The sequence below is a fragment of the Gordonia marina genome, assembly GCF_052036135.1.
Classification (GTDB): domain Bacteria; phylum Actinomycetota; class Actinomycetes; order Mycobacteriales; family Mycobacteriaceae; genus Gordonia.
Genome location: NZ_JBPSDN010000033.1, coordinates 17,835 through 42,391 on the forward strand (window position 1 = coordinate 17,835; position 24,557 = coordinate 42,391).

29 protein-coding genes, 1 pseudogene and 1 riboswitch are annotated in these 24,557 nt (G+C 69.7%); of the genes and pseudogenes, 21 read left to right on the top strand and 9 right to left on the bottom strand.

Going from position 1 to position 24,557, the window contains the following annotated elements:
- Window positions 1-19 precede the first annotated feature (19 nt).
- Window positions 20-706, bottom strand: a complete 687-nt coding sequence (locus ACSEEN_RS17200) for a DUF6629 family protein (RefSeq protein WP_440713829.1) — start codon at window positions 704-706, stop codon at window positions 20-22.
- Window positions 707-767: 61 nt separating this feature from the next.
- On the opposite strand from ACSEEN_RS17200, the gene ACSEEN_RS17205 reads away from it, so the two are divergent.
- Window positions 768-1,733 carry an arsenic resistance protein gene (locus ACSEEN_RS17205; protein ID WP_440713830.1) on the top strand — a complete coding sequence of 322 codons (966 nt, stop codon included), beginning with the start codon at window positions 768-770 and terminating at the stop codon, window positions 1,731-1,733.
- Window positions 1,734-1,844: 111 nt separating this feature from the next.
- Here ACSEEN_RS17205 and ACSEEN_RS17210 read toward each other — a convergent pair whose 3' ends face one another.
- Window positions 1,845-3,644 carry an MFS transporter gene (locus ACSEEN_RS17210; RefSeq protein WP_440713831.1) on the bottom strand — a complete coding sequence of 600 codons (1,800 nt, stop codon included), beginning with the start codon at window positions 3,642-3,644 and terminating at the stop codon, window positions 1,845-1,847.
- Window positions 3,645-3,716: 72 nt separating this feature from the next.
- A riboswitch (Fluoride riboswitch) is annotated at window positions 3,717-3,792 on the top strand.
- Window positions 3,793-3,847: 55 nt separating this feature from the next.
- Here ACSEEN_RS17210 and ACSEEN_RS17215 point away from each other — a divergent pair.
- Genes ACSEEN_RS17215 through ACSEEN_RS17230 form a run of 4 tightly spaced genes read left to right on the top strand, consistent with a single transcriptional unit; the run spans window position 3,848 to window position 6,170 of the window.
- The gene (locus ACSEEN_RS17215; RefSeq protein WP_440713832.1) at window positions 3,848-4,327 is read left to right on the top strand and encodes a universal stress protein; all 480 of its coding nucleotides are present in this window, start codon (window positions 3,848-3,850) and stop codon (window positions 4,325-4,327) included.
- Window positions 4,324-4,761, top strand: a complete 438-nt coding sequence (locus tag ACSEEN_RS17220) for a fluoride efflux transporter FluC (protein WP_298443100.1) — start codon at window positions 4,324-4,326, stop codon at window positions 4,759-4,761. Before ACSEEN_RS17215 ends, ACSEEN_RS17220 begins: the two co-directional genes overlap by 4 nt.
- Entirely contained in the window at window positions 4,758-5,138 is a 381-nt protein-coding gene (locus tag ACSEEN_RS17225; RefSeq protein ID WP_247867778.1) for a fluoride efflux transporter FluC, read from the top strand. The genes ACSEEN_RS17220 and ACSEEN_RS17225 overlap by 4 nt, the downstream gene beginning before the upstream one ends.
- 33 nt (window positions 5,139-5,171) lie before the next feature.
- Complete coding sequence (locus ACSEEN_RS17230; RefSeq protein ID WP_440713833.1) at window positions 5,172-6,170, top strand: acrylyl-CoA reductase family protein; 999 nt, start codon at window positions 5,172-5,174, stop codon at window positions 6,168-6,170.
- A gap of 23 nt (window positions 6,171-6,193) precedes the next feature.
- Here the strand turns inward: ACSEEN_RS17230 and ACSEEN_RS17235 are convergent, their stop codons facing one another.
- Entirely contained in the window at window positions 6,194-7,465 is a 1,272-nt protein-coding gene (locus ACSEEN_RS17235; RefSeq protein ID WP_440713834.1) for a competence/damage-inducible protein A, read from the bottom strand.
- 106 nt (window positions 7,466-7,571) lie between these two features.
- On the opposite strand from ACSEEN_RS17235, the gene ACSEEN_RS17240 reads away from it, so the two are divergent.
- The 7 genes from ACSEEN_RS17240 to ACSEEN_RS17270 all read left to right on the top strand — a co-directional run bounded on the left by ACSEEN_RS17240 (window position 7,572) and on the right by ACSEEN_RS17270 (window position 13,042).
- Window positions 7,572-8,282: a hypothetical protein gene (locus ACSEEN_RS17240; protein ID WP_440713835.1), complete on the top strand. Its 711-nt coding sequence runs from the start codon at window positions 7,572-7,574 to the stop codon at window positions 8,280-8,282.
- 45 nt (window positions 8,283-8,327) lie between these two features.
- Window positions 8,328-8,867, top strand: a complete 540-nt coding sequence (locus tag ACSEEN_RS17245; protein WP_440713836.1) for a hypothetical protein — start codon at window positions 8,328-8,330, stop codon at window positions 8,865-8,867.
- 28 nt (window positions 8,868-8,895) lie between these two features.
- Window positions 8,896-9,189: a hypothetical protein gene (locus ACSEEN_RS17250; RefSeq protein WP_440713837.1), complete on the top strand. Its 294-nt coding sequence runs from the start codon at window positions 8,896-8,898 to the stop codon at window positions 9,187-9,189.
- Between the two features lie 169 nt (window positions 9,190-9,358).
- On the top strand, window positions 9,359-9,565 hold the full coding sequence (locus tag ACSEEN_RS17255) for a heavy-metal-associated domain-containing protein (protein ID WP_440713838.1): 207 nt from the start codon (window positions 9,359-9,361) through the stop codon (window positions 9,563-9,565).
- The gene (locus ACSEEN_RS17260) at window positions 9,562-10,458 is read left to right on the top strand and encodes a DUF8832 domain-containing protein (protein ID WP_440713839.1); all 897 of its coding nucleotides are present in this window, start codon (window positions 9,562-9,564) and stop codon (window positions 10,456-10,458) included. Before ACSEEN_RS17255 ends, ACSEEN_RS17260 begins: the two co-directional genes overlap by 4 nt.
- A gap of 23 nt (window positions 10,459-10,481) precedes the next feature.
- Entirely contained in the window at window positions 10,482-12,725 is a 2,244-nt protein-coding gene (locus tag ACSEEN_RS17265) for a heavy metal translocating P-type ATPase (RefSeq protein WP_440713840.1), read from the top strand.
- On the top strand, window positions 12,722-13,042 hold the full coding sequence (locus ACSEEN_RS17270) for a metal-sensitive transcriptional regulator (RefSeq protein ID WP_440713841.1): 321 nt from the start codon (window positions 12,722-12,724) through the stop codon (window positions 13,040-13,042). The genes ACSEEN_RS17265 and ACSEEN_RS17270 overlap by 4 nt, the downstream gene beginning before the upstream one ends.
- A gap of 121 nt (window positions 13,043-13,163) precedes the next feature.
- On the opposite strand, the pseudogene ACSEEN_RS17275 reads toward ACSEEN_RS17270, so the two are convergent.
- From ACSEEN_RS17275 to ACSEEN_RS17285, 3 genes and pseudogenes are all read right to left on the bottom strand, one after another.
- Window positions 13,164-13,391: pseudogene (locus ACSEEN_RS17275) on the bottom strand (carboxymuconolactone decarboxylase family protein); the annotation flags it as partial.
- A 113-nt stretch (window positions 13,392-13,504) separates the two neighbouring features.
- Window positions 13,505-14,371, bottom strand: a complete 867-nt coding sequence (locus ACSEEN_RS17280; protein WP_440713842.1) for a pyridoxamine 5'-phosphate oxidase family protein — start codon at window positions 14,369-14,371, stop codon at window positions 13,505-13,507.
- Window positions 14,355-14,828, bottom strand: a complete 474-nt coding sequence (locus tag ACSEEN_RS17285; RefSeq protein ID WP_440713843.1) for a VOC family protein — start codon at window positions 14,826-14,828, stop codon at window positions 14,355-14,357. The genes ACSEEN_RS17280 and ACSEEN_RS17285 overlap by 17 nt, the downstream gene beginning before the upstream one ends.
- Before the next feature lie 59 nt (window positions 14,829-14,887).
- Between ACSEEN_RS17285 and ACSEEN_RS17290 the strand changes: the two genes are divergently transcribed.
- Window positions 14,888-15,493 (top strand): CGNR zinc finger domain-containing protein, encoded by a 606-nt coding sequence (locus tag ACSEEN_RS17290; RefSeq protein ID WP_440713844.1) that lies wholly within the window; start codon window positions 14,888-14,890, stop codon window positions 15,491-15,493.
- A 17-nt stretch (window positions 15,494-15,510) separates the two neighbouring features.
- Here the strand turns inward: ACSEEN_RS17290 and ACSEEN_RS17295 are convergent, their stop codons facing one another.
- A complete protein-coding gene (locus ACSEEN_RS17295; RefSeq protein WP_298443128.1) occupies window positions 15,511-16,920 on the bottom strand; it encodes an acyl-CoA synthetase in 1,410 nt (469 codons plus the stop codon).
- Between the two features lie 128 nt (window positions 16,921-17,048).
- Between ACSEEN_RS17295 and ACSEEN_RS17300 the strand changes: the two genes are divergently transcribed.
- Together ACSEEN_RS17300 and ACSEEN_RS17305 are read left to right on the top strand one after the other, a co-directional pair.
- Window positions 17,049-17,657 (top strand): TetR/AcrR family transcriptional regulator, encoded by a 609-nt coding sequence (locus ACSEEN_RS17300; protein WP_440713845.1) that lies wholly within the window; start codon window positions 17,049-17,051, stop codon window positions 17,655-17,657.
- 19 nt (window positions 17,658-17,676) lie between these two features.
- The gene (locus tag ACSEEN_RS17305) at window positions 17,677-18,510 is read left to right on the top strand and encodes a mycofactocin-coupled SDR family oxidoreductase (protein WP_440713846.1); all 834 of its coding nucleotides are present in this window, start codon (window positions 17,677-17,679) and stop codon (window positions 18,508-18,510) included.
- 10 nt (window positions 18,511-18,520) lie between these two features.
- Here ACSEEN_RS17305 and ACSEEN_RS17310 read toward each other — a convergent pair whose 3' ends face one another.
- Complete coding sequence (locus ACSEEN_RS17310; protein ID WP_440713847.1) at window positions 18,521-19,372, bottom strand: glycoside hydrolase family 16 protein; 852 nt, start codon at window positions 19,370-19,372, stop codon at window positions 18,521-18,523.
- A gap of 78 nt (window positions 19,373-19,450) precedes the next feature.
- Here ACSEEN_RS17310 and ACSEEN_RS17315 point away from each other — a divergent pair, with 78 nt between their 5' ends.
- A complete protein-coding gene (locus ACSEEN_RS17315; RefSeq protein WP_440713848.1) occupies window positions 19,451-19,813 on the top strand; it encodes a hypothetical protein in 363 nt (120 codons plus the stop codon).
- A gap of 156 nt (window positions 19,814-19,969) precedes the next feature.
- Here ACSEEN_RS17315 and ACSEEN_RS17320 read toward each other — a convergent pair whose 3' ends face one another.
- Window positions 19,970-20,581 (bottom strand): TetR-like C-terminal domain-containing protein, encoded by a 612-nt coding sequence (locus ACSEEN_RS17320; protein WP_440713849.1) that lies wholly within the window; start codon window positions 20,579-20,581, stop codon window positions 19,970-19,972.
- Between the two features lie 97 nt (window positions 20,582-20,678).
- On the opposite strand from ACSEEN_RS17320, the gene ACSEEN_RS17325 reads away from it, so the two are divergent.
- From ACSEEN_RS17325 to ACSEEN_RS17345, 5 genes are read left to right on the top strand one after another with little or no spacing between them, the layout of a single operon-like run.
- The gene (locus ACSEEN_RS17325) at window positions 20,679-22,016 is read left to right on the top strand and encodes an alpha/beta hydrolase family protein (protein WP_440713850.1); all 1,338 of its coding nucleotides are present in this window, start codon (window positions 20,679-20,681) and stop codon (window positions 22,014-22,016) included.
- Window positions 22,013-22,930 carry a fumarylacetoacetate hydrolase family protein gene (locus tag ACSEEN_RS17330; RefSeq protein ID WP_440713851.1) on the top strand — a complete coding sequence of 306 codons (918 nt, stop codon included), beginning with the start codon at window positions 22,013-22,015 and terminating at the stop codon, window positions 22,928-22,930. The genes ACSEEN_RS17325 and ACSEEN_RS17330 overlap by 4 nt, the downstream gene beginning before the upstream one ends.
- A complete protein-coding gene (locus ACSEEN_RS17335) occupies window positions 22,927-23,634 on the top strand; it encodes an MBL fold metallo-hydrolase (protein WP_440713852.1) in 708 nt (235 codons plus the stop codon). The genes ACSEEN_RS17330 and ACSEEN_RS17335 overlap by 4 nt, the downstream gene beginning before the upstream one ends.
- On the top strand, window positions 23,631-24,011 hold the full coding sequence (locus ACSEEN_RS17340) for a carboxymuconolactone decarboxylase family protein (protein ID WP_440713853.1): 381 nt from the start codon (window positions 23,631-23,633) through the stop codon (window positions 24,009-24,011). The genes ACSEEN_RS17335 and ACSEEN_RS17340 overlap by 4 nt, the downstream gene beginning before the upstream one ends.
- 13 nt (window positions 24,012-24,024) lie before the next feature.
- The gene (locus ACSEEN_RS17345) at window positions 24,025-24,552 is read left to right on the top strand and encodes a carboxymuconolactone decarboxylase family protein (RefSeq protein ID WP_440713854.1); all 528 of its coding nucleotides are present in this window, start codon (window positions 24,025-24,027) and stop codon (window positions 24,550-24,552) included.
- Window positions 24,553-24,557 lie beyond the last annotated feature (5 nt).

Here is a 24,557-nt window from a genome sequence, read left to right on the forward strand (position 1 = left end):
AACGTGTCGAAATGCGCTTCTATGCCGGCGCGGTTGCGGGGCCGTGGCCGACAGGCTTTCCCGCGGCCTTGCCGGTGTACTGGCTGAGGTAGTGGCCGAAGACGATCAGGCTCAGGAACGCGGCGATGGTGCACCAGATCGACGAGTAGTCGGCGGCCTTGATCGCGGCGGCGACGCTCATGCCGATCAGATTGCCCACCCCGAGGGCGATGACCCACCGGAACGAACTCATCATCGGCGCGAAACAGGTCGCGAACACGTACGGGACGGCCATGTAGGCGGCGCTGAAGGGGGTGCCGAGGTGGTAATCGAGGTTGCTGTCGATCACCTCGACGCGGACCTCCGGCTGGACCGACAGGTAGACCATGTACGCGAAGGTGATCGCGCCGACCACCATCGGTGCGATCAGCCAGGTCCGTCGCCGCCGGTCCGGCTCCATGAGCCAGACCGACCACGGAATGAAGATGGGCAGGATGGCCCAGGCGAAGAGCACCCACAGGTGGACGCCCCAGCCGGACAACTGCGCGTCGGTGTCGTGCCCGAGTTCCAGCCAGGTCCAGCCTTCGAGTGCCTGGTGGATGGCGAAGAGGAGGGGAAGGGCGGCGAACGGTAGCTGGCGCTTGTCCTTCACCAGCGTCAAGGTGGCCACACCCGTCGCACCGATCACACCCGCACCGACAAAGCTGGCAGTCGCACTGAAGCACATGCCGGCTATCCTGACACGCCGGGCGAATCGGGCGTGGCGACACTGGGCTACCGTGTGGGTCGTGCCCGTGCTCGAGCGATTCCAGGTGGTCGCGTACCTGGGCGCGATCGCCGCGGCGCTCGCCGCGGGACTGCTTGCGCCGCAGGTGTTCTCGGGCCTCGGCCCGGCGACGACACCGCTGCTGGGCGCGCTGCTGTACGTCACTTTTCTGCAGGTCCCGGCGGCCCGGCTGCTCGACGCGCTGCGCGGCGGACGCTTCCTGGCCGCGGTCCTGGTGACCGACTTCCTGGTGGCGCCGCTCGTGGTCGCCGCGCTGTTCGGGCTGGTGCCCGACGAGAAGGCCGTGCGAATCGGCGTGCTGATGGTGCTGCTGTGCCCGTGCGTGGACTATGTGATCGTGTTCGCCGGGCTGGCCGGCGGTGACGCCGCGCGGCTCCTGGCGGCGACGCCGGTACTGCTGATCGTCCAGATGGCGCTGCTGCCGGTGTATCTGTGGCTCTTCCTCGGCGGGGGCGTGGGCGACGTCGTCGCCGCCGGCCCGTTCCTGGAAGCGTTCGCCGGACTGATCGTCGTGCCGCTGCTGCTCGCCTGGCTGACGCAGTGGTGGTCGTCGTCCGGCGGTGCGGGGCGGCGGGTGGAGCGGGTGGCGACCTCGGCGATGGTGCCGCTGATGGCGGCGGTGCTGTTCGTCGTGGTGGCGTCCCAGGTGCCGCGCCTCGCCGGCCGGCTGGGCACGCTGGCCCCGGTCGCCGGGGTGTACGCGCTGTTCCTGGTGGCGATGACGGCGCTCGGCGCCGCGCTCGGCGTGTTCGGGGGCAGGCGGCTGGGCCTGACGGTGCCGCAGCGCCGGTCGGTGCTGTTCTCCGGTGTCACCCGGAACTCGCTGGTGGTCCTGCCGCTGGCGCTGGCGCTCCCGGGCGGACTGGCGGCCACCGCCGCGGGCGTCACCGTGTTGCAGACGCTGGTCGAGCTGATCGGAATGGTGGTGCTGGTGCGCGTCGTGCCGCGGCTGGTCGGCGGGCCGTAGCCCCGCGCGGAAGCGACACCCGGCCGACGAGCGCGACACCCGGCGCCGAAGCGACGGTCGCACCTGTCGCGTCGGCTGCCGGGTGTCGCGCGCGCTGACCGGCTGTCGCGGCTACTGCCGCACGACTTCCGAGGGGGCCTCGCCGGTGGCCTGCGCGGCCACCGCGGCGAGCTCCTCGCCGATGCTCTCCGGCGCGTCATCGGTGCCGAGGGCGACCGTCGACTCCGTGGCCTTCGGGCGCCCGCCGGTGAACAGCGAGAAGATCGCGCCGAGCACGCAGCACACGACCGCGAAGGTGAACGCCGCGGACAGGCCGTCGGCGAACGGATCGGAGATCAGGTGCGGGAAGAAGTCGAGCCCGGTGAGGTGATCGACCGAGGCCTGCGGCAGCTGCTGGAGCGCCGGGCCGCCGACCATCTCGATCGGGTTGTAGCCGAGGAACGCGGCGAAGAGGATACCGACGGTCGGCAGATTCGCGATGGCGTGCGCGGCGTCGGTCGGCATGCCGTTCGAGGTGAGACCGGAGTACATCGCTGTGGGCAGGTGCGTGGCCAGGCCGGCGATCATCAGCGAGAAGAAGATGCCGATCGAGAGCACCATCGAGGCGTTCTGGAAGGTCGTCATCATGCCGGCGCCGGAGCCACGCGAGTCGGCGGGCAGCGAGTTCATCACCTCGGCGCGGTTCGGCGACGCGAACAGGCCCATGCCGATGCCGTTGATCAGCAGGATCACCGCGAACACCCAGTAGGTGAAGTCGACCGGAATGGCGATCAGCGCGACGAAGGTGCCCGCCGTGAGCAGCATGCCCAGGGTGGTGAACCACTTGGTGCCGAGCCGGTCGGACAGGGCGCCGGAGAGCGGCGCGCTGATCAGGAAGCCGATCGTCATCGGCACCATGTAGATACCGGCCCACAGCGGGGTCTGCGAGTAGTCGTACCCGTGCTGCGGCAGCCAGATGCCCTGCAGCCAGATGATCAGGATGAACTGCAGGCCGCCGCGGCCGATCGACGCCATCAGGTTGGCGGCGTTGCCGAACGCGAACGACCGGTTCTTGAACAGCGAGAGCTTGAACAGCGGGCTCTCGACCCGGGACTCGATCACCACGAAGACCGCCAGCACCGCGAGACCGCCGATGAGCGCGGCGAGGACCCACGGGTTGGTCCAGCCCATGTCGGAGTCACCGTAGGGCTGGATGCCGTAGGTCAGGGCGACGAGCACGGCGATCAGGCCGACGGCGAAGGTGATGTTGCCCCACCAGTCCATCTTCGCGCGGGTGCGGACGCCGGTGTCGCGGAGCTTGAGGTAGGCCCAGACGGTGCCGACCACGCCGAACGGCACCGAGACGAGGAAGATGTAGTGCCACTGGATGGGGGCCAGGACACCGCCGATGAGCAGGCCGAGGAACGAACCGGCGATCGCCGCGACACCGTTGATACCCATCGCCAGGCCGCGCTGATTGGCCGGGAAGGCATCGGTGAGGATCGCCGACGAGTTCGCCATCAGGAACGCGCCGCCGACGCCCTGCACGATGCGCCAGAAGATCAGCCACAGCGCCGCCTCGGAGCCGTCGAACCAGGTGATGGCGAGGAAGATCGACGACACGGTGAACACCGCGAAACCGAGATTGTACATGCGGGCGCGGCCGAACATGTCGCCGAGCCGGCCGAAGCTCACCACCAGGACGGCGGTGACCACCAGGAAGCCCATCATCATCCAGAGCAGGTAGCTGGTGTTCTCCGGAAGCAGGGGATTGAGGTGGATGCCCTTGAAGATGTCGGGCAGTGCGATCAGCACGATGGAGGAGTTGATCGTCGCGATCAGCATGCCGAGGGTGGTGTTGGACAGGGCGATCCACTTGTAGTGCGGATCGGGCTCGTCGAGAGCGGGCCCGTCGAGGTGTGTGGAAGTCATCGACCCATTATGTGCTTAGGACACCTAAGTAATCGAATCGCAAAGGAAATCCTTCGTGTGTGATCGGTTACTCTGGAAACCGGCGATGGATCCCGCCGGAGTCCCTGGGCTCGAACCGCCGGAACGGCTGATGGTTTCCTGCTGACCGATCGATGCATCGGTGGGCGGGAGCCTGTCCACCGATCGAGGCGAAGGAGATTCTCATGGCGATGTCGGGTCGTGATCTGGTGGTGGGGGTGGTGCCCGGCCAGCCGCCCGCGGTGGTCGACACCGCGGTGGAATGGGCGCAGCTCTGTCGGGCTACCCGGGTGCACTTCGTCTACGTCGATCCGTCGCGGATCAGCGTCGACGGCACCGGGCACGAGGAGCCGATCGATCCGGACTCGGCGAGTGCGCTGCGCGAGGACCGGGAACGGCAGCTGCGCGACGACCTCGACCGCCGCCTCTCCGAATCCGGGATCCCGTGGGACTTCCACTATCTCGTCGGAGCGCCCGACCGGGTCCTGGCCGCGCTGGCCGACAAGGTCGATGCCGCGGTGCTGATCGTCGGCACGCGGCGCCGGGGATTCTGGCAGGACCTGCGTGAACTGGTCGACGGCTCGGTCGCGGTGGCGCTGTGCCGGGATCAGCGACGGCCGGTGATCGTCGTCCCGCAGCATCCGGCCTCCGGCGGCGGCCGGTGAGCGCGCGCGCCTCGGCGCTGGCCGGTCAGGGACCGGCGATCGGTCTGGTCTTCGTCGGCGGCATGGTCGGCGCGCTCGCCCGCTACGGCGTCGAGCTCGCACTGCCCGCCGCATCCGGGGCGTTTCCGTGGGCGACGTTCACGGTGAACATCGTGGGCGCGTTCATCCTCGGACTGCTGCTCGAGTCGCTCGTCCTGGCCGGTCCCGACACCGGAATGCGCCGCCGCGCACGACTGTTCTGCGGAACCGGTTTCACCGGAGCGTTCACCACCTACAGCAGTTTCGCGGTGGAGATCGGCATGCTGACGCACGGCGGCAGCGCGGGCGTCGCGGCCGCCTACGCCGCGGCGAGCCTCGCCGCCGGACTGGCCGTGATGGCATTCGGACTGTGGACGGCGAACGTCGCCCGCGCAGCACTGGGAGGGGCCCGATGACGCTCTGGATGACACTCGGCGTCGCCGTCTTCGGCGGACTGGGCGCGGTGGCGCGGTTCATGCAGGACACCGTGGTGAAGGCGCGGGTGGCCGCCGGATTCCCGTGGGGCACCTTCTCCATCAACGTGCTGGGCAGCCTGCTGCTCGGGCTGGTGACCGGGCTGGTGGTGTTCGGCGGGGAGCCGGCCGGCTGGCGGACGGTGATCGGTGTCGGCTTCTGCGGCGGCTACACGACGTTCAGCACCGCGATGTTCGAGACGGTCGCCCTGGCCAGGGATGCTCGCCTGCGGGCGGCGTCGGTCAACCTGTTCGGGACCTTCGTCGCGACCGTGGGCGTGGCGGCACTCGGGCTGTGGCTGGGTTCGCTCGCGGGCTGAGCCCGGCCGCGCCGCCTGCGATAGGCTCCGGTCATGGGTGAGGTGAACGCGCTCGTGGCGCGGCAGGACGAGTCCGGCAACATCGACCTGGCGGCGGAGGTGGTCGACGAGACCTTCCTCGGCGAGGGCGAGGTGGAGATCGCCGTCGAGTATTCCGGCGTCAATTTCAAGGATGCACTGGCGGTGACGCCGAAGGCCGGTGTGGCCCGGGACTATCCGCTCATCCCCGGCATCGATCTGGCCGGGACGGTGCGCGCGTCGTCGTCTCCGGACTTCGCGGTGGGCGACGTGGTGGTCGCGCACGGGCATGACATCGGCACCGGCCGGCACGGCGGCTACGCGGAGGCGGCGCGACTTCCAGCCGACCTCGTGGTGAAGCTGAACGGCCTGACCGCGGCCGAGGCGGCGACCATCGGGACCGCCGGGTACACCGCCGCGATGAGCGTGGAACGCCTGGTGGCGCACGGCATCTCGCCCGACGACGGCCCGATCCTGGTGACCGGTGCCAGCGGTGGCGTCGGCAGTGTCAGCGTCGATCTGCTGGCCGCGGCCGGGTACGAGGTGGTCGCCTCCACCGGTAAGGAGAGCGCGCACGACCTGCTGCGTGAACTCGGAGCGGCCGAGATCATCGGCCGGATCCCGGCGGAGGGCGAGCGCGTCCGGCCGCTCGGCAAGACCCGGTGGGCGGCCGCCGTCGACTGCGTCGGCGGCACCACGCTCGCGTACGTGCTGTCCGGGCTGCGGTACGAGGGCATCGTGGCCGCGTCCGGGCTGGCCGGCAGCGCCGACCTGCCGACGACGGTGCACCCGTTCATCCTGCGCGGGGTGACGCTGGCCGGAATCGACTCGGTGCAGCAGCCGATCGAACGCCGCCGGGCGCTCTGGGCCCGGCTCGGCACCGACCTGCGGCCGCGGCACCTCGACCTGCTGACGAGCGAGGTCGACGTGTCGGTGCTGCCCGGTTCGATCCGGGAGATCCTGGCCGGTGCGGTGACCGGCCGCACCCGGGTGCGCGTCGCCGGGGGCTTCTGACGCCTGTTCCGGCGGCTCCGGGCTCAGCCGAGTGCGCGGCGCACCAGGTGCAGCGCGTAGACGGTGGCGAGGGTGCGGACCATCGCGCGGCCGCCGTGGAAGTGGCGGGTCGCCGTCGTCGTCGGGCGGCCGTCGATCGCCAGGCCGAAGCAGACGGTGCCGACCGGCTTGCCGGGAACCGCGCCGCCCGGTCCGGCGATCCCGCTGGTGGAGATCGCGATCCCGGCGCCGGTCACCCGGCGGGCGCCCTCCGCCATCGCGGCGGCGACCGGCTCGCTGACCGCGCCGAACTCGTCGATCAGCGCCGTCGGCACGCCGAGGACGCCGCTCTTGACCTCGTTGGCGTACGACACGACGCCGCCGAGCATGTACGACGACGATCCGGCGCGGTCGGTGAGCCGCGCCGCGACCATCCCACCCGTGCACGACTCGGCGGTGGCGATGGTCCAGCCGTCGAGCAGCCCGGCGAGCACGTCGTCGAGCGAGGCGCCGTCGGGGGAGTAGATCTCCTGCGGATGTGCTTGGCGCAGTAAGGCTTTCAGTGCGTCGTAGCGGTCGGTGTCGGCGCGGCCGAAACGGCTGTCGATCTCCAGTTCACCGTCGCGCATGCAGGTGGTGACCTCGAGGGCGGACAGTCCGGGGAGTTCGGTCTCGGCGCGGCGCAGGGTCTGCGCGAGGTCGGGTTCGGAGAGGCCGTAGGCGCGGATGCTCTGGTGCACCACGTCGATCCGGCGGGCGAGCACCCCGGCGACCGGGCCGGTGGCGAGCGCGTCCGGCCACATGGCCCGCAGCTCGCGCGGCGGCCCGGGCAGGATGAGGACCGGCGGCAGATCGCCGGTCGCCGGAATCGCGATCCCCGGCGCGGTACCGGTCGGGGCGATCGGCGTGGCGCCGTCGGGGACCTGGGCCTGCTTGATCACGGCGGCGATCAGCGACGACGGGAGTTCCTCGTCGTCGGGCACCCGGCGCCAGCGCCGGATGATCCCGGCGATCGCGCGCTCCAGGTCGTCGTCGACGCGCAGCGGGCGACCGCAGAACTCGGCGACGGTGGCCACCGTGAGGTCGTCGGCGGTGGGTCCGAGCCCGCCGGTCGTGATGATCAGGTCGACGCCCTGCCCGGCGAGGAAGGCCAGCTGGGCGGTCATGTCGTGCGGCCGGTCGCCGCAGACGCCGAGGTGGGCGACGTCGACGCCCAGGTCGAGCAGGCGCGCGGCGACCCACGGTCCGTTCCGGTCGGTGATCTGGCCGCTGAGGACCTCGGTACCGGTGACGATGATTCCCGCGCGTGCACTCACCCGCTCGAGTCTATGTACTCCCCGCGGCCGCGGCGTGCAAGTACGTTGTCCACAGCTGTGGACAACGTGGTGGCGGGTTCGTCGCGGCCGGATTAGCGTCCTGCGCATGACACACAACGGGGGAGATACAGAGCGTTGGGCACCGAAGGAGACCGAGCGCATCCGGGACGAGCTGGCCGGCGGCTACCGCCGCATCCAGCAGGTGATGCCGCAGGTGCGGGGGCCGGGCGCCGGGCAGGTGGACGCGATGCTCGCCGCCGTACGGGCGGCGGTCGTCGGCGCCGCGCCGACCTGGCTGTCCGGCGACGTCACGGTCGCGATCCGGGCCGGCGCGCCGCGGCCGGCGGCCCCGGGCGATCTCGCGGCGCTGGGGCCGCGGGGACTGCTGATCTTCGGCGCGCCCCTCGGGGAGACGACGCTCGGTCGCGCCGGTCCGCTCGGCCGCGCGCCGGTCAACGGTCTCGCCTGGTGGACGGCCGCGATCGACGGCGACGGGATCCACGCGAACGAGGTCGAGCCGGACCTGCTGATCGTGCACGTGCTGTCGGAGTACTTGTGCGCCGACTCGCCGTGGAGTCCGGCGGTCTGGTCGGAATCGACCGTCACCGACATCGGGATGTTCCCGCTGCCGCTGGGCGGCGAGTTCTGCGCGCCGTCACCCGAGGTGGACGACCTCGCGCCGGTGATCGAGCTGCTGCTCGGGATCGGCCGCGGCGTGGCCGACGGGCGACTGGCCTTCGAGGGCGGCCGCCCGTGGTGCGATCCGGGCGACTCGTCGCCGCGGATCATCGACACCGTGATCTCGGATCCGTTCTGACGGCGGCGGCAGCGGTGATACATGTACGGGACCCCGGCGTGTGCGATGGATCAGGAATGGGTGTTGCCGGTCGACCTGCTGGTGATCGCCCAGCGCGGCGGCATGCGGGCCGATCCGGCGCGAATCCTTGCTTCCGAGCAGTTGATCGCGTGGAACGCTATCGCACCGGACACCGCCGACGAACGGTGGCGACACTTCGAGGCGCACGAGATGGAGATTGCGCGCTGGCTGCGGACATGGGGCATCGACGTGCTGTCCGTACGTGAGTTCAAGAGGCGACGCGCGCCGGACGCAGTGGTTCTGCCGACTTTGGTTCCGGTGGAGTTCAAGACGCTGCATCCCGGTGTGGGGCGCGGGGTCGCGCGATTCAATCACAAGACGTTCATTAACCGGGTCGACGACCTCTCGGAGAAGTGCCGGCGAGGGCTTGTCGATACGCGACAAACCGACGCGACCGCGGACCGAGTGGTGCGCGCGATCGCTGAGTCCGTCTCGGCTTTCGGGGCCCGGATGTGCGAATTCGCGGCGATCGTAGGTGATTCCAGTGGTAGGGACATCGCGGTAGGCTGGCGCTGTGGGGTATAGCGAAGTTTCCTATCACGTCGGCAAAGGAGTGACCGCCGACGAGGTGAACGCTGCGATCGGACAGTTCGGCGATGATCCGGACGATCTCACGTGGGCGGACGCACGACGATCCGGCTGGCCGGCGCCGCTTGGCGAGGAGTACCCGGTCAAGGTGACGGCCAACGGGCCGAACGCTCACGGATACCTCGACCGGATCGCGCAGATGTTGCGCGACCGCTTCGCGGTCGATGTTCTGCCGATCGAAGAACTCGACGACGAATTGGTCGTGCGGTCGGGCTTCGGTGGCGCGGGTGCAGGGGCCGCAGCACCCCACGCGAGCTGACTCGCCGGCCCTGAGCGCCGGCCCGCGATTCGATTCGGCGTCGCCTCGCCATGGGCTGATTCGTACCGGGCGTCGGTCGGCTATCCGCTTCAGCCCCTTGGTGGAATACCACGCGGGGGTATACCGTTGACTCTTGTATACCCCCTATGGGTACGACGAGAGGACGATCATGAGCACCAGCGAGTACACCGTCACCGGAATGACCTGTGGTCACTGCGAGGCCTCGGTCCGCGAAGAGGTCGGCGAGGTGCCGGGCGTGCAGGGGATCGACGTGAGCGCGTCGACCGGCAAGCTGGTCGTGACCGGCGACGTCGACGACGCCGCCGTGCTGGCCGCCGTCCAGGAGGCCGGGTACTCGGCGGTGCGTGACCGATGAACGCGCCGACCCGGCTCGCGCTCTTCGGGGCCGCGCTGCTGGTCGCGTTCGGTGTGGCCTTCGGCATCGCGCGCGTCGCGGTGCCCGACAGCGTCGTGCGGGCGTGGACCGATTCGAGCCGGTCACACGGAACGCATGACGACCACGACGACCACGTCGCGCCGCCTGCCACGGCACCCGTGACGGGCACGTCGCTCAGTGCCGACGGCTATGTACTCGGGCCGGTGTCGGCGCCGGGCCAGGTGGGGGAGCCGGGCACCTTGAGCTTCCGGATCGACGACCCCCGCGGTACGCCGCTGACGTCGTACGCCACCGAGCACGAACAGGATCTGCATCTGATCGTCGTGCGCAGCGACGGCGCGCGGTTCCGCCACGTACATCCGTCGCTCGACGCGGCCACCGGCGTGTGGAGTCTCCCGTGGACCTGGGATGCGGCCGGCACCTACCGGGTGTTCGCCGACTTCGTCCCGGGCGGGCACGACACGTCGCCGCTGACCCTGAGCCGCACGGTGGCCGTCGCCGGCGAGGTCACCCCGTGGCGCAGTGAGCCGAGCCGGATCGCCCAGGTCGACGGCCTGACGGTGACCCTGACCGGCGATCTGCCGGTCGGCTACCAGGGCACCCTCACCGCGGCCGTCACCCGTGACGGCACACCGGTCACCACGCTGCAGCCGTACCTCGGCGCCTTCGGGCACCTGGTGGCGCTGCGCGAGGGCGACCTCGCCTACCTGCACGTGCACCCGCACGGCGACACCCCGGGACCGGGAGCGACCGGTGGACCCGAGATCGCGTTCAGCGCCTCGGCGCCGACCGCGGGCCGGTACCTGCTGTACCTGGACTTCCAGCTCGACGGCGCGGTCCACACGGCGGCCTTCGTGGTCGACGCGGCGTGACGACGCGCGAGGAGGAGAACACCATGACGACGGTCGAACTCGACATCGACGGCATGACCTGCGCGTCGTGCGCGAACCGGATCGAACGCAAGCTCAACAAGCTCGACGGCATCAGCGCCACGGTCAACTACGCCACCGAGAAGGCGGCGGTGGAGATGCCCGACGGCTACGACCCTGACCGGCTGATCAGCGAGGTCCGCAGCGCCGGCTACTCGGCGACACTGCCGGCACCGAAGACGACGGCCCCGGAGGACTCCGGCGAGGCGATGCCCGCGGACGCCGAACTGGCCTCCCTGCGCCGGCGGGTGATCGTCTCGACCGTGCTCACCGTGCCGGTGATCGCCATGGCGATGATCCCCGCGCTGCAATTCGAGTACTGGCAGTGGCTGTCGCTGACGCTCGCCGCCCCGGTGGTGGTCTGGGGAGCCTGGCCGTTCCACCGGGCCACGTGGATCAATCTGCGGCACGGCGCGGCGACCATGGACACGCTCATCACGATGGGCACCGGCGCGGCCTTCCTCTGGTCGCTGTACGCGCTGTTCTTCGGCACCGCGGGCACCCCCGGGATGACGCACCCGTTCGAGTTCACCGTCGCGCCGTCGGACGGCGCCGGAAACATCTATCTGGAAGCCGCGGCGGGCGTCACGACGTTCCTGCTGCTCGGACGCTATTTCGAGAAGAAGTCCAAGCGGCGGGCCGGGGCGGCGCTGCGGGCGCTGCTGGAACTCGGCGCGAAAGAGGTCGCGGTGCTGCGCGACGGTGCCGAGGTACGGATCCCGATCGACGAGTTGCGCGCCGGCGACGAGTTCGTGGTCCGGCCGGGGGAGAAGATCGCCACCGACGGCGAGGTGGCCGACGGCCGGTCGGCGATCGATCAGTCGATGCTGACCGGCGAATCGGTCCCCGTCGAGGTGGGCCCCGGCGACCCGGTCACCGGGGCGACGGTCAATCAGAGCGGGCGCCTGGTGGTGCGTGCGACCCGCGTCGGCGCCGACACCCAGCTCGCGCAGATGGCGAAGATGGTCGAGGACGCGCAGACCGGGAAGGCCGACGTCCAGCGCCTGGCCGACCGGATCTCCGGGGTCTTCGTGCCGATCGTGATCGCTCTCGCGGTGATCACCCTGGGCGCCTGGCTCGGTGCCGGGTTCCCGGCCGCCGCCGCGTTCACCGCGGCCGTCTCCGTGCTGGTGATCGCCTGCCCGTGCGCGCTCGGACTGGCGACGCCGACGGCGCTGCTGGTCGGGACCGGCCGGGGCGCCCAGCTGGGAATCCTGATCAAGGGTCCCGAGGTGCTCGAATCGACCCACCGCATCGACACCGTCGTGCTCGACAAGACCGGCACCGTGACGACCGGCGCGATGACCCTGGTCGACGCCGTCGCCGAGCCTGGCGTGAACCGCGACGACCTGCTGCGGATCGCCGGGGCGCTGGAGGGCGCGTCCGAGCATCCGATCGCGCAGGCGATCGCGGCGGGCGCGGCCGGGAAGACCGGCGCGCTGCCCGCCGTGGCGGACTTCGCCAATGTGGAGGGCCTGGGTGTGCACGGCATCGTCGACGGGCACGACGTGGTGGTCGGCCGGGAGCGGCTGCTGGCCGAGCGGGGCCTGTCGCTGAGTCCGGCGATCGCCGCGGCCAAGGCGGAGTTCGAGGCCCAGGGCAAGACGGTGGTCGCCGCCGGATGGGACGGACGGCCGGGCGGCATCCTGGTGGTCGCCGACACCGTGAAGCCGACGAGCGCCGAGGCGATCGCCGGACTGCGCGGGCTCGGACTGGAACCGATCCTGCTGACCGGCGACAACGAAGCCGTCGCCCGGCAGATCGCCGCCGAGGTCGGCATCGAGCGGGTGATCGCCGAGGTGCTGCCCCGCGACAAGGTGGACGTGATCGCGAGCCTGCAGGCCGACGGCAAAGTGGTCGCGATGGTCGGCGACGGTGTGAACGACGCCCCCGCGCTGGCCCAGGCCGACCTCGGTCTCGCGATGGGCACCGGAACCGATGTGGCGATCGAGGCGTCGGACATCACCCTGGTGCGCGGTGACCTGCGCGGCGCGGTCGACGCGATCAGACTGTCGCGCCGGACGCTGCGGACCATCAAGGGCAATCTGTTCTGGGCGTTCGCGTACAACGTCGCCGCGATCCCGATCGCCGCGTTCGGCATGCTCAACCCGATGCTGGCCGGTGCCGCGATGGCGTTCTCCAGCGTGTTCGTGGTCGGTAACAGTTTGCGGCTGCGCGGCTTCCGCGGCGTGGAAGAATCGGCGTCATGACCGACGCCGCCGAGCAGAGCGCCCACCCGGAGAGCCATCACGGCTACATCTCCGAGAAGGCCGCGTACATCAACCGGATGAAGCGCATCGAGGGTCAGGCCCGCGGCATCACCCGGATGATCGAGGAAGAGCAGTACTGCATCGACATCCTCACCCAGATCAGCGCGGTGACCCGGGCCCTGCAGGGGGTGGCCACCGGCCTGCTGTCCGATCACCTCGGCCACTGCGTGCTGGACGCCGCCAAGCTCGGCGACGAGGCCGCCCAGGAGAAGCTGAAAGAGGCCAACGAGGCGATCGCCCGGCTCGTCCGGTCCTGAACCGGACGAGCCGCGGCTCCCGCGCGGCGGATCAGTCGTTCTCGGCGGCCTTCTCGAAGAACTTGAGTGCCTGGAGGCCGTGGGTGAGTCCGCCGCCGGCGCGCAGCGCCGTCGCGATCATGACGGTCTCGGCGACCTCCTTCTCGGTGGCTCCGGCCTGCTGCGCGGCCTTGCTGTGCGCCTCGATGCAGTACGGACACTGCGTGGTCAGCGCGACCGCGATCGCGATGAGCTCGCGGTACTTCGGTGGAATGGCGTTGTCCTTGCCGCGCAGGGCCGCCTCATCGAAGGCGAGGAAGCTGGCGAAGGACTCGGGCTGTGGGCCCCGAGTTTCTTGATATGCGACCAGTCCTCGGGGTTGTGGTAGTGGGACATGACTTCCTTCCGCGGGTAGACGACGGTCCGATCATCGTCCGGCGCCGGGCGCGGTGCGGCGGACGTGTCCGCGGAGAATGTCCAGATCTAGGACGGTTCCGGCTCGCCGCCGACGCACGCCGCCGGGGTGAAACGCACCGATCGCGTGGCGGGCATCTCGTCGTCGGCGAGGGCCGGCGACGACCAGTCGAGGGACGCGGTGCCGGTCAGGTGCAGCCGCGACCCGGCGCCGTCGACGACGAGCAGCGCGGCGGCCGGGTCGACGGCGATGTTGCCGAGACTGTTGAACACGTTGTTTCCCGGGTAGTCGGGCCACCAGAGGCCGTCGCCGTCGACCCGGAGGAAGCCGGGGTCGCCGCCGCGGTGCGAGGTGTCCAGGCCGCCGGTCGGGTGCGTGGTGCCGAGGATGAACGTGCCCGCGCCGGTGACGACGTCCCGCTGGCGTCCGTCGAGGGCGGCGGACCGGGTGTACCGCAGCGGCGCATCGGCCGGGCCGGGTTCGGCGAGCTCGCGATGGATGTACTTCGGGCAGTTGCCGTACGCCTGGGCGACGGCGATCCGCAGGCCGTCACCGGAGGTCACGAGCGTGCCGTTGACGCGGAGCCGCCGGCGCGAGGCGAAATCGATGAGCAGGACCCCGATCGGCTGTCCGGCCGCGAGGGCATGCAGCGGGTCGCCCGGGAGCGGTGCGGCGCCGACCGCGAGTACCGAATCCTCGGCCCGGCAGAAGCCTGGATCACCGACGACGACCGTCGTCCACAGGGTGCCCGCGTCGTCGCGTGCGGTGAGAAAGACCGAGGTCCGCGCCGCGGCGAACCGAGTCATGCCGGGGCTGAACGCGTCCTGCTCCAGCATCCGCGCGAGGCGGGCGGCCTCCGCCGTCAGCCCCGCGCGCCGCTGAACGTCGAGTTCGCCGTCGTGGAAGACGGCCGCCGGCTCAGTCGAAGAAGCCACAGGAAGGTGTCGCACCGGCGACGGCATCGGCGGTCGGCACCCCGTCCGGAGCGCAGACCTCCAGCCGCAGGCCGTCGGGATCGAGGAAGAAGAAGCCGCCGGACGAGAACGCGTCACTGTGCGGAATGATCTCGCCGTCGTACAGCAGTTCGGCACCCGCGTCCTGCACGCGGGCCCGCAGCCGCTCGACCTCGTCGACCGAATCGACGTGCAGGGCCAGATGGTGCAGACCCGGAATCCCGGTCGAGAAGCGGCCGTCGCTCTGCTCCCAGAGCGTGATCGCGAGCTTGTCGAGGAAGACCTCGGAGGCGACGTTCGGGTCGCCGAGGAAGGCGAACTTCTGGCCGTCCTCGTCGGACCGGCCGAGCACCTCGAAGCCGAGGACGCCGGTGTAGAAGGCGATCGAACGATCGAGATCGGTGACATTGAGGCCGATGTGGCCGGTGTGCAGTGGCATGATGGCTCCTGAGATCGGGCGGGCGACTAACCGTCTTAACAACGTATAGCGGGTTAGGAATGGATCGACAGGGGAATCCGGAATTCGTCTTTCTCGCGGGTGACCCGGCGCTGGACCTGGTGAACACCGTGATGGTGATCGGCGGCGCGCCGGCCGACCTGCTCGACGGCCCCGGCGCCCTCGCCGCATGGGTGGGCGCGTCCGGACTCGCGGCCCGATTCGGCACTCCGGTGGAGATCAGCCCGGCGGTGTACGCACAGGTGATCGGGCTGCGGACGGCGGTGAAGGCGGTCGTCGGCGCGGTGGCGGCCGGCGATCCGGTGCCGAACGCCGAACTGGACGTGCTGAACGACGCGCTGGCGGCTGCGCCGGGCACGCGGCTGCGGCGGGCATCCGGCGGCGCGCTGACCCGCGAGACGGTGATCGACCTGTCCCGGGATACGCGGTGGCTTCCGTGGCTCCTGGCCGACGCCGCGGCGGCGCTGCTCACCGGTGACGCGGCCGGCCGGATCCGGCGCTGCGCCAATCACGACACCTGCGTGCTGATGTTCGTCGACACCTCGCGGAGCCGGAGCCGCCGCTGGTGCAGCATGGAACTCTGCGGCAACCGGAGCAAGGTGGCCGCGCACGCCGCCCGGTCGCGTGATCGGGTGGCGCAGACGTAAGCGAGGGGCGGGGAGGCTCAGCCCTCGCCGATCAGCGTCTTCTTGGTGACCTTCCCCATCGCGTTGCGGGGGAGCGACGGCACCATCCGGATCTCCCGCGGACGCTTGTGGACCGACAGCGTGGCGGCGACGAAATCGGACAGCACCTGTTCGCCGACCGGATCGCCGACCACGAAGGCGACGATGCGTTGCCCGAGATCGGCGTCGGGCAGTCCGACCACGGCCACCTCGGCGACCGCCGGGTGTGCGAGGAGCGCGTGTTCCACCTCGCCCGCGCCGATCCGGAACCCGCCGGACTTGATCATGTCGACCGAGGTGCGGCCGGCGATGCGATGGAAGCCGCCGGGGTCGATCGCGGCCATGTCGCCGGTGTTGAACCAGCCGTCGGCGGCGAACTCGGCCGCGGTCTTGGCGGGGTTGTTCAGATACCCGTCGAACAGGGTGTCGCCGCGGATCTGGAGATGGCCCAGGGTGTCGCCGTCGTGTGTCGCGGGCGCACCGGCGTCGTCGACCAGCCGCGTCTCGACGCCGCGGATCGGGAGGCCGACCCAACCCGGGCGGCGTTCGCCGTCGGCCCGGGTGCTGATGGTGATGAGGGTTTCGCTCATGCCGTAGCGCTCGACCGGCGGGTGACCGGTCAGGTCGCGCAGGCGCTCGAAGACGGGGACCGGAAGCGGGGCGCTGCCCGAGACGAGCAGCCGGGCGCCGGCGAGCGCTCGGGCACCGGCCTCGTCGGCCGTGATCCGGGACCAGACGGTCGGCACGCCGAAGTAGAGGGTGCCGCGGGCCCGCGCGTAACCCTCGGGAGTCGGCCGCACGGTGTGCACCAGGGGCGAGCCGTGCCGCAGCGCGCCGAACACGCCGAGGACCAGGCCGTGGACGTGGAACAGCGGGAGCCCGTGCACGAGCGTGTCGTCGGCGGTCCACTGCCACGCCTCACCGAGTCCGTCCAGCCCGGCGGCGACGGCCGACCGGGACAGGACGACACCCTTCGGCGCGCCCGTGGTGCCGGAGGTGTACATGATCAGCGCCGTCGATCCGGGATCGGGTTCGGGCCACGACGCGTCGGAGCGGGCCGCCGGGTCGACCGGCACCGCGGGGATCGCCTCACCGTCGGCTGGCCGGCCGAGGAGCAGCTCCGCGCCGGAATCGGTGAGGATGTGATGACGCTCGGCCGGACCGGAATCCGGCGGCAGGGGGACCGCGGGGACTCCGGCGGTGAGGCAGCCGGTGAATGCGATGACGGTGTCCAGTGACGGTGTGGCATCGACGGCGACGGCCGCTGCTCCGCGGACCCGATCCGCCACCGCCGCGGCGGCCCCGGCGAGCTCGGCGCGCGTGAGCGTGTCGTCGCCGACGGTCACCGCGGGGGTGTCGTCGGCCGTCGCCAGTGCGGTGAGCAGGGGAGCGGGTGCGCTGCGGTTCATCGTTGCCTCGTTCCGTGCGGGCCGGCGGACAGGGGAAGCCGCCGACGCTGACGATCATTCTGCCGGGCCGAGAGCAGATCTTGCCGAATCGGCCAAACCAAACAGTTTGGTTCGGTACGGTCGATGCCATGACCACCGAAGAGAGCGGGGACTCCACGCGGGAGCGGATCGTCGCCGCGGCGAGCGCGGAGTTCGCCCGCCACGGGGTGTCGGGGGCGCGGATCGACCGGATCGCCCGGCACGCCAAGACCAGCAAGGAGCGGCTGTACGCGTACTTCCGCAGCAAGGACGAGCTGTACGCCCACGTGTCCCGGCAAGCGCTGGACGAACTCACCGCCGCGACGCGGCTCGATCCGCTCGATCTGCCCGGGTACGCCGGACGGGTGTTCGACTACTTCGCCGAGCATCCCGACCACTTGCGCCTGATGCGCTGGCTGCGGCTGGACCAGCTCGAGCCTCAGGCCGATCCCGACGACCCGTTCCAGCGGATGATCCTCGACGCGGTCGGCCGGATCCGCGCGGCGCAGGCCGACGGCGGGCTCGGCACCGATTTCGAGGCCGTCGACGTGCTGGTGCTGGTCAACGAGATCGCCGTCGCCTGGTTGTGGCAGCCGCACGTGATCGACCTGGTCGGCGACGTCGACGATCCCGGGCCGGCGGCCCGGCGGCGGGCCGCCGTCGAGGCGGTCGCGCGGATCTTCCCGCCGGCCGGCACCCAGACTTCCGACAAGAAGTAACCCATCAAGGAGAACGAACATGACTGGAAAGCTCGACGGAAAGGTCGCCTTCATCACCGGTGCGGCCCGCGGCCAGGGGCGGACGCATGCGCTCGCGCTCGCCGCCGAGGGCGCCGACATCATCGCGGTCGACCTCTGCGCGCAGGTGCCGATGGTGCAGTACCCGATGGCGACCCCGGAGGATCTGGCCGAGACCGTCCGTGAAGTCGAGGCGCTGGGCCGGCGCATCGTCGCCCGTCAGGCGGACGTACGGGACCTCGACGCGCTGAAGGCCGCCGTCGATGCGGGGGTCGAGGAGTTCGGCAGACTCGACATCGTCGTCGCGAACGCCGGCATCTCGCACTACGACTCGACCCTCGACATGGACGAGGAGACGTGGCAGACGATGCTCGACATCAATCTGACCGGTGTCTGGAAGACGCTCAAGGTCTCGGTGCCGCGCATCCGGGCGGGTGGTCGCGGCGGATCGGTGATCCTGACCAGTTCCCTCGCCGTGCTGATCCCGACCGCCAACATCGGTCACTACTCGGCGGCGAAGGGGGCGCTGGTTCAGCTGTGCCGGTCGCTGGCCAAGGAACTGGCCCCGGAATCGATCCGGGTGAACACCGTGCACCCGGGCACCATCCTCACCGACATGGTGGTCAACGACGTCACCTTCCGGCTGTTCCGTCCCGACCTGGAGAACCCGACGCGCGCCGACTTCGACGAGGTGGCGGGCGGGATGACGCTGATGCCGACCAAGGGGCTGGAGCCCGAGGAGATCTCGCGGACCGTCGTCTATCTGGCGTCCGACGACTCGCGGTACGTCACCGGCCGCAAGCACGTCATTGATGCGGGTCAGGCCCTCATGTGAGGGACGCGGACTACGGCGTGTACTTGATCCAGTCGACGGTCGCGGTGGCATCGTTCGCGGTGTCACCGTCGACCGGACCGGGCCAGTCGCCGCCGACGGCGAGGTTGAGGATCATGAAGACGGGCTTGTCGAACACCCACTTCTGATCGGCGCTCAGCGACGACTTGGCGATCGTGTGGAACGGTGTCCCGTCGAAGAGGAAGCTGATCTTCGACGAGGTCTTGGTGACGCCGTAGGTGTGGAACTGCGACGGATCGATGTTCTTGACGTCGGATCCGTTCTCGTACCGGCCGGCGAGCGGCGCGAAGATGCCGCCGAGCGCACTCAGGTCCAGCGAGCCGGTGCTCAGGCCGCCGGTCGACGTCGGGCCGTGGATGCCCACGTGCACGAAGTCGCTGCCGGTGATGTGCTCGGCGATGTCGACCTCGCCGCTCTGCGGAAAGCCCGCGCTGTAGATGTCGGTGCCGAGCAGCCAGAATCCGGTGTGCAGGCCCTTGCCCATCGGCATCTTCATCCGCGCCGTGAGCGTGCCGTAGGTGAAGGTGAACTTGTCGAAGGTGTTCAGCCGCGCCGACGTCCAGTTCCCGCCGTCGTTCCGCGCCTGGATCAGCAGGTTGCCCTGGCCGTCGAGGCGGGAGTTCTGGCGGGAGTTGGTGTACGTCTGCTTCTCATTGTTGCCCCAGCCGCCGCCACCGGTCTCGTAGTTCCAGGTGGCACTGTTCGGGGCGGCCCCGGCGGCACCGTTGAAATCCTCGGTGAACGCGGTGTCGGCGTGCGCCGGCCCGGCGCTGAGGGGCAGCGCCGTGGCGACGAGCCCGGCGACGAGGAGGCCATGCAGCGTCGACTTCAGAGAGATTCGCACAGGGTAGGCTTACCACATTCATGGGACCACAGGGGCCTCTGGGGCCAGACCTGTTCCAGGGTCCGGGGCGGACGTGCGGTGCCGGCCGCGAAACCGTCGTATCTGTTGGTCGGCGACCGTCGAATACGGCGGTCGAGATCGCGCTGTGCGGACGGATGCGGCGGTTTCGCGACTGCCGGATCCGCCGCCGGCGATGACCGGGTACGTTTCTGGACGATGGGAACGAGTGGCGGTGTCGGCCTGGCCGCGGTGTGGGTATGCATCGCGGTGTTCGCGATGTTGCCGTTCTGCCTGATTCCGACGTTCCGGAACAAGACGATCAGCGCGGAAGAGAAGTTCGTTCGTACGATTCTCGTCGCGCTCGTCGAAGGCGGCCTGGTGGTGGTGCTGGTCGGCTTGTTCATCGTGACGATGCCGGCCGCGCCGGGATTCGCCAACTGAGTGCTTCGGCGTGGGGCGCGAGTTGCCGCAAGCGACGACCACGCCATGACGGGACATCGACCTTCCGATCGCATTGCTGAGCCGGACCCCACCTGGCGCCCGAGGTGCCCGCGGCTCAGCCTGTAGGCGATCCTGTCGACGATCGCGTCGACGCGTTCAACGATCTTCGGGACGACCGTGCGCGGTGGTTTGCGCCGCCCGGATCGCGGTATCCACCAGAACGCTCACGAGCGCGGGATCGGTGGGTTCCCGGGTGAGCAGATGCCGGAAGTGAATCGGTGCGATGACGAGTTCGATGAGGATGCGCCCGTCGACGTCCGGTGGTACCTCGCCGCGCTCGCTCGCTCGCGTGAGTATCGGCATGAGCGTCCGTAGTCGACTGGTCCAGAATTCATCTCGCGCGGATCGGGTGTCTTCCGAGTCCGGAATGGATGCGAGTGTCCGGACCAGACCGTCGCCCAGGGGAGTGTTCAGGTAGTCGATGAGATCGCTCGCGAAGGCGCTCAGGTCTCCTCGGAGGGATCCGGTGTCCGGCACGCGGAGCGCGTGCTCGCTAGCACCGAGCAGGGCGTCGACGAGGAGGTTCTCGCGAGTCCCCCAGCGTCGGTAGATCGAACTGTCCCGGACTGCGGCGCGACGGCTGACCTCGGGAATGCCGACCTTGCCCACGCCCAGCTCGATCACCGTCTCCAGCACGGCCTGATGGACGGCGTCGCGCACACGAGCGGAACGGCCACCCGGCCGGCGGAGCGCCTCGGATTCAGTCACATGCACATGCTAACGCAGAAACTATTGCGTTTGGTGGCCGCCGACCGTAGCCTCGTTAAAAGCAGAATATTCTGCGATCGAGAGTTCCGGAGGATCCATGATGTCCCTGTCCGATCTGGCCCAGCGAGTGATGGTGACCGCCTGCGCTCTCACGCACACGACCGAGACGGCGACCCGCCGGCTCGGGCCGGTGCCCTTCCTGCCGCGGCTCTTCGCCGACCGGTTCACGCATCTCGGCGGCATCGACAAGACCGGGTTTCGCCAGCAGCTCGATGGCTGCCGATCGTTCGAGGATGCCAACTGGGCCGGCTACTGGGACGCCATCGCCGACCGGCACCTGGCCGCGGCCGACGCCGCGCTCGCCGAACTCGGAGGGCCCAGCACGAGCGAACTGCTCGGCGATGGAACCGTCGATGTCCGTGCCCTGGGCGAACTGCTTGACCCCGCCGTCACGATCCTCGCCGAACGCGATGCCGCAGCCGATCCCCAAGCCGCCGAGCGCTTCTGCGCGGAGCATCCCGCCCACGCCGACGCGGCGATCGCGCTCGACAGCTTGATCAAGGCGATGACCTACGAGTTCGTCGCGGCATGGCCGGGCTGGAGCCCGCTCCGGCTCCGCGCCTACGAGCGTTCGCATGTTCTCGGCGAGATCCTGCTGACCGCCTTGGCTCCCGCGATGGATGTGACCATCGAGCGGGTGGAGATTCCCTTCGGCGACGGGGACCGGATTCGCGGCTACCTCGTGATTCCGAGCGGGGTGGAGCAGCCGCCGGTCGTGCTCGTGAGCAACGGCGTCGAGGGCACCCTGGCCGAGGCGCTCCTGCCGCTCCTGAAGTACAGGTCCGGTGGTCTGGCGATGTTCGTCATGGAGATGCCGGGCACCTACTCGTACCGGGAGCCGCTGTCGCCCGCCGCCGAGCGCGTCTACACGAAGGCCATCGACTTCCTGGCCGAGGATCCGCGGCTGGACGGCGAACGCATCGGGATGATCGGCCTCAGCTTCGGCGCCTACTGGGCCACTCGGATGGCGGCGGTCGACGCACGCCTGAAGGCCACCGTCGCGAACGGGGCGCCCACCAACCGGAGCTTCGGGCCGCTCGCGTCGATCGGGATGCCCGAGATCATGCTGTGGACGCTGAGCAACGCCACCGGTGCCACCAGTACGGCGGATACGTCCAAGAGGCTCGCGGCCATGGCGATCGCCGATTACTACGCGCGTATTCCCAACCCGCTGCTGGTGATCAACGGGGCCGACGACACGCTCGTCAGCACCCGGGATTCGATCGACATCGCCATCGGGGCACCCTACGGCGAACTCGTGCTGTACGACGGTGACGATCACTGCGCCATGGGGCACGGCGATGAATGGATGCGGCTGTCCCACGACTTCTTCCGCCGCCACCTGCTCGCCGCCGACGGGGCGGGGCGGTCATGAGCCGGACCGTCGTTCGGCGACTGCTCAACCGTGCCGACCACTGCATCGATGCGCAGATCGACACCGGTGAGGGCTGGCGGCCGGCCGAGCAGCTCGGCTGGCAGTCACCGTTCCGGCCCGACGTCGAGCTGGAGCGCTACGCGGGTATGCCCGACGGTGCCGCGGTGCTTCCGGTGTGCCCCACGTCCTTTCGCGACTTCATGCTCTTCGAGAAACACGCGATCGATGCCGCCCGCGGGATGGCTCGACGATTCCTGCCTCAGGTCTACGAGGAGGCCTGCGCCTTCGAGCGGGCGAACGGCGAGAGCTTCCCGCAGTTCCGTCCGAACGCGCTGTGGTACCGCCAGCCGATCTACTACATGTCCAACGCCCTCACGATCATTCCGTCCGGTGTGCCGGTGCGCGCTCCGGCGTACACCACTGCGCTCGACTTCGAGCTCGAGCTCGGTGTGGTGCTGGCGCGTCCCCTGCGTGATGCCACGGCGGAGGAGGCCGCGGCGGCCATCGGAGCCCTCGTCGTCATCAACGACTTCTCCGCCCGGGATGTGCAGCTCGCCGAAATGCAATCGGGTTTCGGGCCGCAGCGGTCCAAGCACTTCGCCAGCTCCATGTCGTCGACCGCGGTCACGGGGCCGGACCTCGCCGCCGATCTCGATCGGCTGACGGCGAGTGTCACGATCGACGGTGAGGTGGTCTCGGAGACGGGGACCCGGGGAATGCAGTATTCGGTCGGCGAGGCGATCGCGCACTGTTCGCAGGGCGAGCAGCTCTTCCCCGGTGAGCTGTTCGCGACGGGGACACTGCCGGGTGGATCGGGAATGGAGCTGGGGCGCTGGCTCGCCCCGGGACAGACACTGCGCCTCGAGATCGACGGCATCGGGGTCATCGAGCATCTCATCGGAGGAGAAGAATGAAGATCGACCAGGTATCCGACTCGGTCTACGTGGCGGCCGGAACGAACGTCAACTGGGCGCTGGTCACCAGTGATTCCGGCGTGACACTCATCGACGCGGGCTATTTCGGCGACACGGCCGACGTGCTGAAGTCGGTGCACGAGATCGGACACAGTCTCGACGACGTCGCAGCGGTTCTGATCACCCACGCGCACCTCGACCACATCGGCGCGATCCCCACTCTCATCGAGAAGGTCGGGATGCCGGTCTACACCGGCGAAGCCGAAGTACCGCACGCCCGGCGCGAGTACCTGGAGCAGATCACGCCGAAGGACATGCTCCGCCAGCTCACGACTTCCGCGGGCCGGCGCTGGGTCGCGCAGACGATGGTCGCGGTTCGGGGGCGCATGGACATCAAGATCCCCTCGGTCATCAGCGCCGACGGCGTGGACCTGCCCGGCGGGCTGACGCCGATCGCGACGCCCGGGCACACGACGGGGCACACGGCGTACTTCTTGGCGGACGAAGGCGTGCTGTTCTCCGGTGACGCCCTCGTGACCGGGCATCCGCTGAGTCCGTGTTGCGGGCTGCAGATCCTTCCGGATGTGTTCAATCACGACGAGGCCCGCACACGCGACAGCGCTCGGCTTCTCGAGAACCATGCCGCCCGCACGATCGTCCCCGGGCACGGGCCGTCGATCCAGGTGAATCCGGAGTCCGCATGACCGACGAGAGCGCGTACCGCGACGGGATGGCGACTCGGCGGCAGGTGATGGGTGACGACTTCGTCGATCGTGCACTCGTCCGCACCGCCGGGACCGCATCCGAGGAGTTGCAGCGGTTCATCACCGAACACGTCTGGGATGCCGTCTGGAACCGGCCGGGCCTGAGCCGCCGGGATCGAAGTCTGCTCAACCTCGGCATGCTGACCGCGCTGCGTGCCCACGAAGAGTTGGTCGGGCACGTCCGCGGGGCACTCACCAACGGCCTCACCCGCGAGGAGATCGTCGAGGCGATCATCCAGACCGCGGGGTACTGCGGCGCGCCCGCATCACTTGCCGCGATGCGCACCGTCCAGCAGGTCCTCGACGAAACCGACTGAGCAAGGAGAACTCATGGCAAGGATCACCCTCGCCGACCCCTCGGGGGTATCCGAGCGGGAGAAGACGATCTATCACCGATTCCCCTCGAACCTGGTCGCAGGCCTTCTTCGTACGACGCCGGACATCGCTGACGGCTATCTCGCCCTGGGAGCGGCGCTGTCGAGTTCACCGCTGTCGCCCCGTATTCGTGAGATGGTCATTCTCCGAGTCGGTGTCCGGTGCGGCAGTTCCTACGAGTGGATGCAGCACGTCGCTATCGCCGCGTCGGTCGGTCTGGGCCGCGACGAGCTCGCTGCGATCGAATCCGGGGACCTCAGCGCGCTGTCGCGATCCGAACGCGCGGTTCTGCGGTTCGTCGACGACATGGTGGCGCAACCGAAGGCGGGTACCGCGTCGTTCGACGGTGCGGTGGCCGTCCTCGGCGAGCAAGGCACCGCGACGGTGGCTCTACTCACCGGGCACTATCTGATGACGGCGCGCTTTCTGGAAACGCTCGAGATCGACCTGGACGCGGCGCCGACCAGCTGGGACAACGCCTGATCCAG